Raw genomic sequence first — 12,524 nt, 5'->3', positions numbered from 1 at the left:
TTACTTCTGAGGCAGTGGCTTCATGGTTATACTTCCGGGACTAACATTTGTTGAGAGCAATCCATTGTGAATCTATTCACCGCCGTTACTGAACTGATCAGTATTTTTTTATTCACAACCTGTTTTTTGTTCATCGCCCGTAAGGTGGCAAAGCGAATAGGGTTGGTGGATAAACCTAATTTTCGTAAACGTCATCAGGGACTTATTCCTTTGGTCGGCGGGATTTCTGTTTATGCAGGGATTTGCTTCACGTTTGGCATTGCCGATTATTATATCCCGCATGCCGCTCTCTACATCGCCTGTGCCGGTGTTCTGGTGCTGATCGGGGCCCTTGATGACCGATTTGATATCGCGGTAAAAATACGCGCCACCGTTCAGGCGGGGATTGGCGTAATTATGATGGTTGTCGGTGGGCTGTATCTCCGGAGTCTCGGCTATGTGTTTGGTCCCTGGGAGTTAGTCCTGGGTCCATTTGGCTTCTTCCTGACACTCTTTGCCGTCTGGGCGGCGATCAATGCTTTCAACATGGTAGATGGGATTGACGGCCTGCTCGGTGGATTGTCTTCCGTCTCGTTCGCCGCTATCGGCATTATTTTGTGGTTTGATGGCCAGTACAGTCTGGCAATGTGGTGTTTTGCCATGATTGCCGCCATCCTCCCTTATATCCTTTTAAACCTTGGTGCGCTTGGCCGCCGCTATAAAGTCTTTATGGGCGATGCGGGCAGTACGTTGATCGGTTTTACCGTTATCTGGATTTTGCTGGAAACCACACAGGGTGAAACCCACCCAATTAGCCCGGTAACAGCACTGTGGATTATTGCCATTCCATTAATGGATATGGTGGCGATTATGTATCGTCGTCTGCGTAAAGGGATGAGTCCTTTCTCTCCTGATCGCCAGCATATTCATCATCTCATCATGCGCGCGGGTTTTACTTCACGTCAGGCGTTTGTTCTGATCACCCTGGCCGCCGCTATTCTGGCAGCAATTGGCGTAGCTGCGGAATATTCTCATATTATTCCTGAGTGGGTTATGTTGGCATTATTCTTGCTAGCATTCTTCCTGTATGGCTACTGTATTAAGCGCGCATGGAAAGTGGCGCGATTCATTAAACGTCTGAAACGCAGGATGCGTCGTAACAATGACAAAAACACAACATTAACTAAGTAAAACCGGGACTATGATGACTCAACCGTTGGCGGGAGCGAAATCAGTGGTAACTGAGAATGAACTGGATATTCGGGGTTTGTTTCGCGTGTTATGGGCAGGCAAACTCTGGATTGCTGGGATCGCGCTGGGGTTCGCACTGTTAGCGCTGGCCTACACCTTCTTTGCAAAACAAGAGTGGAGCGCCACAGCAATTACAGACAGACCAACGGTTAACATGCTCGGCGGGTTTTATTCCCAGCAGCAGTTCCTGCGTAATCTGGATATCAAGGCGAATCTGACGACACCCGATCAGGCTTCCGTCATGGATGAGGCATACAAAGAGTTTGTGATGCAACTGGCCTCGTGGGATACACGCCGCGATTTCTGGAGTCAGACGGATTATTACAAGCAGCGTATGGTGGGCAACAGCAAAGCGGATGCCGCGTTTTTGGATGACCTGATAAACAACATCCAGTTTACGCCGGGTGATGCGCTGCGTAACGTTAATGACAGCGTCAAACTGGTTGCGGAAACGGCACCGGATGCCAACAACCTGTTGCGCCAGTATGTCGCGTTTGCCAGCCAGCGTGCCGCAAGCCATCTGAATGAAGAGCTTAAAGGTGCCTGGGCGGCTCGTACCATCCAGATGAAAGCCCAGGTAAAACGTCAGGAAGAGGTGGCAAAAGCCATTTTCTCTCGCCGTGTACACAATATTGAACAGGCGCTGAAAATTGCGGAGCAGCGCAATATTTCCCGCACTGAGACGGATGTCCCGGCTGATGAATTGCCTGATTCTGAGATGTTCCTGCTTGGTCGCCCAATGCTGCAGGCTCGTCTGGAAAACCTCCAGGCCGTTGGCCCTGATTTTGACCTCGACTACGATCAAAACCGCGCGATGCTCACTACCCTGAATGTTGGTCCAACGCTGGACCCGCGTTTTCAGACCTATCGTTATTTGCGAACGCCTGAAGAACCTGTAAAACGCGATAGTCCGCGTCGTGCATTCCTGATGATCATGTGGGGGATTGTAGGCGCACTGACGGGCGCTGGCGTGGCGTTAACGCGTCGTCGCACAAACTAAGAACGCCGTCTACGATGAAGGCTAAGGCCTTCATCGTCTAATCGAAGAGAATCGATGTGAAAGTACTTACCGTATTTGGCACCAGGCCGGAGGCCATTAAGATGGCACCTCTGGTTCACGCGCTGGCCAATGATCCTGATATTGAAGCGAAAGTGTGCGTCACAGCCCAACACCGTGAGATGCTCGATCAGGTCTTAACGCTCTTTTCCATCGTCCCGGATTATGACCTCAATATTATGAAGCCGGGGCAAGGGTTGACCGAGATAACCTGCCGGATTCTGCAAGAGCTCAAGCCGATTCTGGAGTCATTCAAACCTGACGTTGTACTGGTTCACGGTGACACCACCACCACCGTGGCGACAAGTCTGGCTGCGTTTTACCAGCGTATTCCCGTCGGTCATGTTGAGGCGGGTCTGCGTACCGGAAACCTATATTCCCCATGGCCGGAAGAGGCCAACCGCACGCTCACCGGTCATCTGGCCATGTACCACTTTGCGCCAACCGAAAACTCGCGTCAGAACTTGCTGCGTGAAAATATCGCTGATAACAAAATCTTTGTAACCGGCAATACGGTCATTGATGCGTTGATCTGGGTACGCGACCGTGTACTGGCAAACAACGATCTGCAGAAGGACCTCGCTGCCCGTTACCCCTTCCTGCACAATGGCAAAAAAACCATTCTGGTCACTGGTCACCGTCGTGAAAGCTTTGGTCGGGGCTTTGAGCAAATCTGTCATGCACTGGCTGAAATCGCCGCGCAGAACGACGATGTACAGATTGTTTATCCGGTGCATCTCAACCCAAATGTTAGCGAGCCCGTCAACCGCATCCTGGGTCATGTCGAAAATGTCCTTCTCATTGAACCTCAGGATTACATGCCGTTTGTCTGGTTGATGAATCATGCCTGGTTGATCCTCACCGATTCCGGTGGCATTCAGGAAGAAGCTCCGTCCCTTGGCAAGCCCGTTCTGGTGATGCGTGAAACGACCGAGCGTCCGGAAGCCGTCAAAGCGGGAACGGTACGCCTGGTCGGCACCGACACACAGTTGATCGTCGAAGAGGTCACGCGCCTGCTGCACGACGATGAAGAGTATCAGGCGATGAGCCGGGCCCATAATCCGTACGGAGACGGGCAGGCTTGTGGTCGTATTTTGCATGCACTTAAACACAATCGGATATCGCTATGAGTTTTACTACCATCTCTGTCATTGGTCTTGGCTATATTGGCTTGCCTACTGCGGCAGCGTTTGCCTCCCGTCAAAAGCAGGTTGTCGGTGTGGATATCAACGCGCGTGCGGTAGAAACCATTAACCGTGGCGAAATTCATATTGTGGAGCCCGATCTTGATCGCGTGGTGAAAGAGGCGGTTGAGGGGGGCTTCCTGCGTGCCAGCACGACGCCTGTTGAAGCTGATGCGTACCTGATTGCTGTTCCAACGCCATTTAAAGGCGACCACGAGCCCGACATGGCCTTCGTCGAGTCGGCGGCGAAATCCATTGCGCCTGTGCTGAAGAAAGGGGCGCTGGTGATCCTGGAATCAACTTCTCCGGTTGGGGCAACCGAGCTGATGGCGCAGTGGCTGGCTGAAGCGCGACCTGATTTAAGCTTCCCGCAGCAGGCGGGTGAGCAGGCCGATGTCAATATTGCCTACTGTCCGGAGCGCGTGCTGCCGGGGCAGGTCATGGTCGAACTGATTAAAAACGACCGCGTGATTGGCGGTATGACGCCAGTCTGTTCCGAACGTGCCAGCGCGCTGTACAAGATTTTCCTTGAAGGCGAATGCGTGGTGACTAACTCCCGCACCGCCGAGATGTGCAAGCTGACGGAAAACAGCTTCCGTGACGTCAATATCGCGTTTGCGAATGAGTTGTCGCTGATCTGCGCCGATCAGGGGATTAACGTCTGGGAGTTAATCAGCCTGGCGAATCGCCATCCGCGCGTCAACATTCTGCAGCCAGGCCCTGGCGTGGGCGGTCACTGTATCGCCGTCGATCCGTGGTTTATCGTGGCGCAAAACCCGGCGCAGGCACGTCTGATTCGCACCGCGCGTGAAGTGAACGACAGCAAACCTCACTGGGTTCTCAATCAGGTTAAAACCACGGTTGCGGATTGTCTGGCAGAGAGCGGCAAGCGCGCCAGTGAACTGAAAATTGCCTGCTTTGGTCTGGCATTTAAACCGAACATTGATGATTTGCGTGAAAGCCCGGCAATGGAAATTGCTGAGATGATTGCCGGATGGCACAAGGGCGAAACGCTGGTGGTCGAACCGAATATTCATGAGTTGCCGGCAAAACTGGCAGGACACTGTACGCTGACCGTGCTGGAGGATGCGCTGGCGACGGCGGATGTGCTGGTGCTGCTGGTGGATCATAAAGAATTTAAAGCGACGTCCGGCGCTGCTGTTCGTCAGCAGTATATTGTTGATACCAAAGGTGTCTGGCGTTGAGTAGCCTGAATGGGGTGCTTGAACCCCTGAACTGGGAGAGTACCTTTTTCGGTCTACCTTCGGCTATTGTGCGTCTGCGCGATAATGCGCCGGCACTGACGGAATCTGACTTTACTGCCTGGCAGAGGGTTCAGGCTAAGATCCCAGCAGACCGTGCTGACCTGCTTGATGCGCTCCAGCAACACGGCTTTAAGCTGGTTGAAGGTGAGGTCGATCTTTCTATAACGCTCACCCGGCATGATGCGTCAGGCGCGGAATTTGCAACCGAACAGGATATTCCCGTGCTGCGTCAGATGGCGGTTCGGGCGTTTGCTCAGAGCCGTTTTCGCACGCCCTGGTACGCGCCTGACGACAGCGGTCGTTTCTACGCGCAGTGGGTGGAGAATGCGGTCAAAGGCACCTTTGACCACGTCTGCCTGGTTTTTCGTGCTGGAGACGGTCAAATCCAGGGGTTCGTCTCTCTGCGTAAGCTCAACGAGCGTGAGGCGCGTATTGGCTTATTAGCCGGGCGTGGCATGGGTGAAAAACTCATGCAGGCGGCGATGCACTGGGCGCAACAGCAGCAGGTTTCGACGCTGCGGGTGGCGACCCAGGTGGGCAACACCGCTGCGCTTAAACGTTATATTGCGAGTGGTGCCAACATCGACGCCACCGCCTACTGGTTATACAGGTGACAAGATGATTCCATTTAACGCACCACCCGTCGTCGGAACGGAACTCGACTATATGCAGTCTGCCATGGGCAGCGGCAAACTTTGTGGTGACGGCGGTTTTACCCGTCGCTGTCAGCAGTGGATGGAACAGCGTTTTCGCAGTGCCAAAGTGCTGCTGACCCCGTCCTGTACGGCATCTCTGGAAATGGCGGCGCTGCTGCTGGATATCCAGCCCGGCGATGAAGTGATCATGCCGAGCTATACCTTCGTTTCCACAGCGAACGCGTTTGTCCTGCGCGGGGCGAAAATCGTCTTTGTGGATATCCGCCCGGATACCATGAACATTGACGAGACGTTGATTGAAGCGGCTATCACCGACAAAACGCGCGCGATCGTGCCGGTTCACTACGCGGGTGTGGCCTGTGAAATGGACACCATCATGGCGCTCGCCAAAAAACATAATCTGTTCGTGGTGGAAGATGCCGCCCAGGGCGTGATGTCGACCTACAAGGGACGCGCGCTGGGCACGATCGGCCATATTGGCTGCTTTAGTTTCCACGAAACCAAAAACTACACCGCGGGTGGAGAAGGCGGTGCGACGCTGATTAACGACCGGGCGCTGGTGGAGCGTGCGGAAGTGATCCGCGAAAAAGGCACCAACCGTAGCCAGTTCTTCCGTGGCCAGGTCGACAAATATACCTGGCGCGATATTGGCTCAAGCTATCTGATGGCGGATCTGCAGGCGGCCTATCTGTGGGCGCAGCTTGAAGCGGCGGAACGCATCAACCTTCAGCGTCTCTCCCTGTGGCAAACCTATTACGATGCGCTTGAACCTCTGGCAAAAGCCGGGCGTATTGAGCTACCGACCATTCCGGCAGATTGCGTCCACAACGCGCATATGTTCTACATCAAGCTACGCGATAACGACGATCGCAGCCAGCTTATTGCCTGGCTGAAAGAAGCCGAAATTATGGCGGTGTTCCACTACATTCCGCTGCACTCCAGCCCGGCGGGCGAGGAGTTTGGGGTATTCTCAGGTGAAGACCGTTACACTACCAAAGAAAGTGAGCGTCTGCTTCGCCTGCCACTGTTCTACAACCTCGCGCCGGTTAACCAGCGTACGGTGATTAATACCCTTCTGAGTTATTTCGGCTGATATGTCCCTGGCAAAAGCATCGGTGTGGACCGCCGCGTCCACGCTTGTAAAAATTGGCGCCGGGCTGCTGGTCGTCAAGCTGCTGGCCGTCTCATTTGGCCCCTCGGGTGTGGGGCTGGCGGGTAATTTCCGTCAGCTTGTTACCGTTCTTGGGGTGCTGGCCGGTGCCGGCATCTTTAACGGCGTGACCAAATACGTTGCGCAGTATCACGATGATGCGGCTCAGCTTCGCAGGGTGGTGGGCACCTCCTCGGCGATGGTCACGGGGTTTTCAACCCTGATGGCGATTATCTTTCTGCTGGCGGCGGCGCCCATCAGCCAGGGGTTGTTTGGGCACACCCATTACCAGGGGCTGGTGCGTCTGGTTGCGCTGGTTCAGATGGGGATTGCCTGGGCTAACCTGCTGCTGGCGCTGATGAAAGGCTTTCGTGATGCTGCCGGGAATGCCCTTGCGTTAATTCTCGGGAGCGTCATCGGCGTTATTGCCTATTACTTCTGCTATCGCCTTGGAGGGTATGAAGGCGCACTGCTGGGGCTGGCGCTCGTCCCGGCGCTGGTTGTTGTTCCTGCCGCCTTTATGCTGATGCGTCGTGGCGTCATCCCTCTGAGCTACCTGAAACCTCAATGGGATAAGATTCTTGCCAGCCAGCTGGGTAAATTTACCCTGATGGCGCTCATCACCTCCGTCACGCTACCCGTGGCCTACGTGATGATGCGAAACCTGCTAGCGGCGCATTATAGCTGGGATGAGGTCGGTATCTGGCAGGGCGTAAGTAGCATTTCCGACGCCTACCTCCAGTTTATAACGGCTTCCTTTAGCGTTTATTTACTGCCAACCTTATCGCGCCTGACGTCCAGACAGGATATTACCCGTGAGATTTTTCGATCTCTGCGCTTTGTGTTGCCGGCTGTTGCGGCTGCGAGTTTTACCGTCTGGTTATTGCGCGATGTTGCCATCTGGCTGCTTTTCTCGGCGAAGTTTACCGCCATGCGCGATCTCTTTGCCTGGCAGCTGGTGGGGGATGTACTGAAAGTGGGGGCTTACGTTTTTGGCTATCTGGTGATTGCGAAAGCCTCGCTGCGTTTGTATATCCTGGCTGAGATTAGCCAGTTTACGCTCCTGACGGCGTTCTCGCACTGGCTGATCCCCGCACACGGGGCACTGGGAGCGGCTCAGGCCTACATGGCAACCTATATCGTTTATTTTGCTGCCTGTTGCGGCGTATTTTTACTTTGGCGTAAACGCGCATGACTGCACTGATTCACATCCTGGGATCGGATATCCCACACCATAACCAGACCGTATTGCGGTTCTTTAACGATGAGCTGGCATCGGACGATCCTGATGCGCGTGAGTTTATGGTTGCAGGTCAGGATAAGGGCCTGAGCGAGGCGTTTCCGGCGCTGAAGATTCGCTTCTGGCCGGATAAGTCCACGCTGGCGAAGGCGGTCGTTGCCAAAGCCAAAGCGGATCGTGAGCAACGTTTTTTCTTTCACGGGCAGTTTAATACCGGACTGTGGCTGGCATTGTTAAGCGGCGGAATTAAACCCTCCCAGTGCAGCTGGCATATCTGGGGGGCCGATCTTTACGAGGTTTCCCGCGGCTGGAAATTCCGGCTTTTCTACCCGCTGCGTCGCATGGCGCAGGGACGCGTGGGCTGTGTTTTTGCCACCCGTGGCGATCTGAATTATTTTGCGAAACAGCATCCTTATGTGCGCGGCGAATTGCTCTATTTCCCGACCCGAATGAACCCGGCGCTGAACACCATGGGGACCGACACGCCACGGGAGGGGAAACTGACGATTCTGGTCGGTAACTCTGGCGATCGCAGCAACGAACATGCTGCCGCGCTCAGGGCTGTTCATCAGCAATTTGGCGATACCGTCAATGTGGTTGTCCCGATGGGTTACCCCCTCAACAACGACGCCTATATCGACGAGGTTCGCCAACAGGGGCTGGCGTTATTCAGCGCCGGGAATTTGCAAATTCTCGATAATAAGCTGGAATTTGATGAGTACCTTGCGCTGCTGAGGAAATGCGATCTCGGGTATTTTATCTTTGCCCGCCAGCAGGGGATTGGCACACTGTGTCTGCTGATTCAGGCCGGGATCCCCTGTGTACTTAATCGCGATAATCCGTTCTGGCAAGATATGGTCGAGCAGAATCTGCCGGTGCTGTTTACCACCGATGTGCTTAATGAAGAAGTTGTTCGGGAAGCACAGCGACAACTGGCGCTGGTGGACAAAAATTCCATCGACTTCTTTAGCCCGAATTACCTCTCGCCGTGGCACCGTGCGCTGCGTATCGCTGCAGGAGACAAAGCATGAGCCAGTTGCAATTCAGCGGTTTGCTGGTCGTTTGGCTCCTGAGCACGCTGTTTATCGCTACGCTCACCTGGTTCGAATTCCGCCGCGTGCGTTTCAACTTTAACGTGTTCTTCTCGTTACTGTTTTTGCTGACGTTCTTTTTCGGGTTCCCGCTAACCAGCATTCTGGTCTTCCGCTTCGACGTGAGCGTCGCGCCACCAGAAATTTTGCTCCAGGCACTTCTGGCTGCAACCTGTTTCTATGCAGTTTACTACGTCACCTATAAAACGCGGCTGCGTTCAACGCAGGCAACCGCACCACGCCGGGCGCTTTTTACCATGAACAGGGTGGAGACCCACCTGACATGGGTGATGCTAATGACCATCGCCCTGGTCAGTGTCGGCATTTTCTTCATGCATAACGGCTTCCTGCTGTTTAAGCTCCACTCCTACAGCCAGATTTTTTCGGCCGAAGTCTCAGGCGTGGCGCTTAAGCGTTTCTTCTACTTCTTCATCCCGGCAATGCTGGTGATCTTCTTCCTGCGCCAGGACAGCAAAGCGTGGCTGTTCTTCCTGGTCAGCACCGTCGCGTTCGGCATTCTGACCTACATGATTGTGGGCGGTACGCGCGCGAACATCATTATCGCCTTCGCCATCTTCCTGTTTATCGGCATCATTCGCGGTTGGATCTCGCTGTGGATGCTGGTGGCGGCTGGGGTGTTTGGCATTGTGGGGATGTTCTGGCTGGCACTGAAGCGCTACGGAATGAATGTGGCGGGTGATGAAGCGTTTTACACGTTCCTCTATCTGACGCGTGATACCTTCTCGCCGTGGGAAAACCTGGCATTACTTCTGCAAAACTACGACAAGATTGATTTCCAGGGCCTGGCGCCAATCGTTCGCGACTTCTACGTCTTTATCCCTTCCTGGCTATGGCCGGACCGTCCTGGCGTGGTGCTCAATACCGCGAACTATTTTACCTGGGAGGTACTGAACAACCATTCCGGACTGGCCATCTCGCCAACGCTGATTGGCTCTCTGGTCGTGATGGGTGGGGCGTGGTTCATTCTGCCCGGGGCCGTTGCCGTAGGGTTGATTATTAAGTGGTTCGACTGGCTTTACGTGCGTGGTAACGAAGAGACCAACCGCTATAAAGCGGCCATTTTGCACAGTTTCTGCTTTGGTGCCATTTTCAATATGATCGTTCTGGCGCGCGAAGGGCTGGACTCATTCGTTTCGCGCGTGGTGTTCTTCATGGTCATTTTCGGCGTCTGCCTGTTACTGGCTAAATTGTTGTACTGGCTGTTTGACAGTGCAGGGCTTGTGCACAAGCGCGAGCCGCAGGGCAGCACAACGCTGTCGCAAGTCTGAGTAAGGATAGTAATGACTGATAAAACGTCTGCACCGCGCTATGCGCTACGTGGTTTGCAGCTTATTGGCTGGCGCGACATGCAGCACGCACTGGATTTTCTTTTTGCCGACGGCCAAATGAAATCCGGGACGCTGGTGGCCATCAATGCGGAAAAAATGCTGGCAGTTGAGGATAATGCGGAAGTCAAAAGTCTGATTGAAGCCGCTGAGTTTAAATACGCGGACGGTATCAGCGTGGTTCGCTCAATCCGTAAAAAGTATCCTGACGCTAATGTTTCCCGCGTGGCGGGTGCCGATCTCTGGGAGCAGCTTATGGCCCGCGCAGGTGCGCAGGGCACGCCCGTGTTCCTGATTGGCGGGAAGCCGGAGATACTGGTCCAGACGGAGGAGAAACTGCGTCGTCAATGGAATGTTAATATTGTCGGCAGCCAGGATGGGTACTTCAAACCGGAAGATCGGCAGGCGCTGTTTGCGCGCGTTCGCGACAGCGGGGCGAAAATTGTCACCGTGGCGATGGGTTCCCCGCGCCAGGAGATCCTGATGCGTGACTGCCGTCTGGTCTGCCCGGATGCCCTGTACATGGGCGTCGGCGGCACGTACGACGTCTTTACTGGCCACGTTAAGCGTGCGCCCAAGGTCTGGCAAAATCTGGGCCTTGAGTGGCTGTACCGCCTGCTATCGCAACCGACGCGCATTAAACGACAGATTCGCCTGCTTCGCTACCTCGCCTGGCATTACACCGGGAAAATGTAATCAAAATGCAGCGCGATATGCTATTCGCGCTGCAACTCCCCTGCAAAACTGCTGATAATCTGTGCAATGCATTCATTTTTTTAATGCATCGTTTGCCATTTGGCAGATTTTAAGAAACCATTCGCTCCGTATTTTAGTACCCCTAAAAAACAATACCCGGTCTTAAGTCGGGAAACAGCAAACACAATCGAGGATCTATGGCAGAGAAAAAACCGGAGCTACAGCGTGGGCTGGAAGCTCGTCATATTGAACTGATAGCGCTGGGCGGCACTATCGGCGTCGGCCTGTTTATGGGCTCCGCAAGTACGCTCAAATGGGCAGGCCCTTCCGTATTACTGGCGTATATTATCGCCGGGCTGTTTGTTTTCTTCATTATGCGTTCGATGGGCGAAATGCTCTTCCTGGAGCCAGTGACCGGTTCTTTCGCCGTTTACGCGCATCGCTATATGAGCCCGTTCTTCGGCTACCTGACGGCCTGGTCATACTGGTTTATGTGGATGGCGGTAGGCATCTCAGAGATCACCGCGATAGGGGTCTACGTCCAGTTCTGGTTCCCGGACATGGTTCAGTGGATACCCGCGCTCATTGCCGTAGGGTTGGTGGCGCTGGCAAATCTGGCCGCCGTGCGCCTTTACGGTGAAATTGAGTTCTGGTTCGCAATGATTAAAGTCACCACGATTATCGTGATGATTGTCGTTGGCCTGGGCGTGATTTTCTTCGGCTTTGGCAACGGCGGACACGCTATCGGCTTTGGTAACCTGACTGAAAACGGCGGCTTCTTCGCTGGCGGCTGGAAGGGCTTCCTGACGGCGCTGTGTATCGTTGTGGCCTCGTATCAGGGGGTGGAGCTTATCGGCATTACCGCCGGTGAAGCGAAAAACCCGCAAGTCACGCTGCGTAGTGCGGTGGGTAAGGTGCTGTGGCGTATCCTGATTTTCTATGTGGGCGCGATCTTCGTCATCGTGACCATATTCCCGTGGAACGAAATTGGCACGACCGGTAGCCCGTTTGTTTTAACCTTCGCGAAAATTGGCATCACGGCGGCGGCAGGTATCATCAACTTTGTGGTCCTGACGGCGGCATTGTCAGGCTGTAACAGTGGAATGTACAGCTGTGGTCGTATGCTTTATGCACTCTCGAAGAATAACCAGCTGCCTGCGGCGATGAGTAAAGTCTCACGTGCTGGCGTTCCGGTTGCGGGCGTGGCGGTCTCCATTGCGATACTGCTGGTTGGCTCTTGTCTGAATTACATCATTCCTAACCCGCAGCGCGTATTTGTTTACGTCTATAGCGCCAGCGTGCTGCCGGGCATGGTGCCGTGGTTTGTTATCCTGATAAGCCAGCTGCGTTTCCGCCATGCGCATAAAAAGGCGATTGAAAGCCATCCGTTCCGCTCAATTCTGTTCCCGTATGCGAACTATTTAACGATGGCGTTCCTGGTTTGCGTATTAATTGGAATGTACTTTAATGAAGATACCCGCATGTCGCTGTTTGTCGGGGTGATCTTCCTGGCGGCAGTGACTGCTGCGTATAAGCTTTTTGGCCTGGGTAGCCGTGCCACCACGCAGAAAGTGGAGGAATAAGCGGCAAAATGTGCAAACCATAACCA

The 12,524-nt window shown here is 54.1% G+C and carries 11 protein-coding genes; all 11 read left to right on the top strand.

All coding sequences use genetic code 11. The annotated features are described in order from the left end of the window. Nucleotides 1-66: 66 nt before the first annotated feature. The 11 genes from wecA (at nt 67) to ACJ9Y9_RS23110 (ending at nt 12,498) form a co-directional block, all read left to right on the top strand. Nucleotides 67-1,170, top strand: coding sequence for a UDP-N-acetylglucosamine--undecaprenyl-phosphate N-acetylglucosaminephosphotransferase (gene wecA, locus ACJ9Y9_RS23160; RefSeq protein ID WP_028018209.1), 1,104 nt, complete (start codon nt 67-69; stop codon nt 1,168-1,170). A gap of 13 nt (nt 1,171-1,183) precedes the next feature. Then, entirely contained in the window at nt 1,184-2,230 is a 1,047-nt protein-coding gene (wzzE, locus tag ACJ9Y9_RS23155; RefSeq protein ID WP_028018208.1) for an ECA polysaccharide chain length modulation protein, read from the top strand. A 56-nt stretch (nt 2,231-2,286) separates the two neighbouring features. Then, nucleotides 2,287-3,417 carry a non-hydrolyzing UDP-N-acetylglucosamine 2-epimerase gene (gene wecB, locus ACJ9Y9_RS23150; RefSeq protein ID WP_028018207.1) on the top strand — a complete coding sequence of 377 codons (1,131 nt, stop codon included), beginning with the start codon at nt 2,287-2,289 and terminating at the stop codon, nt 3,415-3,417. Beyond that, nucleotides 3,414-4,676 (top strand): UDP-N-acetyl-D-mannosamine dehydrogenase, encoded by a 1,263-nt coding sequence (gene wecC / locus ACJ9Y9_RS23145; protein ID WP_028018206.1) that lies wholly within the window; start codon nt 3,414-3,416, stop codon nt 4,674-4,676. Before wecB ends, wecC begins: the two co-directional genes overlap by 4 nt. Next, complete coding sequence (rffC, locus tag ACJ9Y9_RS23140) at nt 4,673-5,350, top strand: dTDP-4-amino-4,6-dideoxy-D-galactose acyltransferase (RefSeq protein WP_028018205.1); 678 nt, start codon at nt 4,673-4,675, stop codon at nt 5,348-5,350. Before wecC ends, rffC begins: the two co-directional genes overlap by 4 nt. 4 nt (nt 5,351-5,354) lie before the next feature. Next, nucleotides 5,355-6,485 carry a dTDP-4-amino-4,6-dideoxygalactose transaminase gene (gene rffA / locus ACJ9Y9_RS23135; protein ID WP_028018204.1) on the top strand — a complete coding sequence of 377 codons (1,131 nt, stop codon included), beginning with the start codon at nt 5,355-5,357 and terminating at the stop codon, nt 6,483-6,485. 1 nt (nt 6,486) lies between these two features. Beyond that, complete coding sequence (wzxE, locus tag ACJ9Y9_RS23130; RefSeq protein WP_028018203.1) at nt 6,487-7,737, top strand: lipid III flippase WzxE; 1,251 nt, start codon at nt 6,487-6,489, stop codon at nt 7,735-7,737. Beyond that, entirely contained in the window at nt 7,734-8,813 is a 1,080-nt protein-coding gene (locus ACJ9Y9_RS23125) for a TDP-N-acetylfucosamine:lipid II N-acetylfucosaminyltransferase (RefSeq protein WP_028018202.1), read from the top strand. The genes wzxE and ACJ9Y9_RS23125 overlap by 4 nt, the downstream gene beginning before the upstream one ends. Further along, a complete protein-coding gene (gene wzyE, locus ACJ9Y9_RS23120) occupies nt 8,810-10,162 on the top strand; it encodes an ECA oligosaccharide polymerase (protein WP_028018201.1) in 1,353 nt (450 codons plus the stop codon). Before ACJ9Y9_RS23125 ends, wzyE begins: the two co-directional genes overlap by 4 nt. 12 nt (nt 10,163-10,174) lie before the next feature. Beyond that, nucleotides 10,175-10,915: a lipopolysaccharide N-acetylmannosaminouronosyltransferase gene (gene wecG, locus ACJ9Y9_RS23115; protein ID WP_028018200.1), complete on the top strand. Its 741-nt coding sequence runs from the start codon at nt 10,175-10,177 to the stop codon at nt 10,913-10,915. A 197-nt stretch (nt 10,916-11,112) separates the two neighbouring features. Then, complete coding sequence (locus ACJ9Y9_RS23110; protein ID WP_028018199.1) at nt 11,113-12,498, top strand: amino acid permease; 1,386 nt, start codon at nt 11,113-11,115, stop codon at nt 12,496-12,498. Nucleotides 12,499-12,524 lie beyond the last annotated feature (26 nt).

This window comes from Enterobacter sp. CPE_E1241 (genome assembly GCF_045618265.1).
In the GTDB taxonomy this organism is placed as follows: domain Bacteria; phylum Pseudomonadota; class Gammaproteobacteria; order Enterobacterales; family Enterobacteriaceae; genus Enterobacter; species Enterobacter adelaidei.
This window is presented reverse-complemented; position numbering and strand designations above follow the sequence as displayed.

What these genes read in the sequence shown, in the direction of transcription:
- rffA (WP_028018204.1), top strand. Translation starts at nt 5,355, where the DNA reads ATGATTCCATTTAACGCACCACCCGTCGTCGGAACGGAACTCGACTAT.
- wecG (WP_028018200.1), top strand. Translation starts at nt 10,175, where the DNA reads ATGACTGATAAAACGTCTGCACCGCGCTATGCGCTACGTGGTTTGCAG.
- ACJ9Y9_RS23125 (WP_028018202.1), top strand. Translation starts at nt 7,734, where the DNA reads ATGACTGCACTGATTCACATCCTGGGATCGGATATCCCACACCATAAC.
- wecC (WP_028018206.1), top strand. Translation starts at nt 3,414, where the DNA reads ATGAGTTTTACTACCATCTCTGTCATTGGTCTTGGCTATATTGGCTTG.
- ACJ9Y9_RS23110 (WP_028018199.1), top strand. Translation starts at nt 11,113, where the DNA reads ATGGCAGAGAAAAAACCGGAGCTACAGCGTGGGCTGGAAGCTCGTCAT.
- wzzE (WP_028018208.1), top strand. Translation starts at nt 1,184, where the DNA reads ATGACTCAACCGTTGGCGGGAGCGAAATCAGTGGTAACTGAGAATGAA.
- wzxE (WP_028018203.1), top strand. Translation starts at nt 6,487, where the DNA reads ATGTCCCTGGCAAAAGCATCGGTGTGGACCGCCGCGTCCACGCTTGTA.
- wzyE (WP_028018201.1), top strand. Translation starts at nt 8,810, where the DNA reads ATGAGCCAGTTGCAATTCAGCGGTTTGCTGGTCGTTTGGCTCCTGAGC.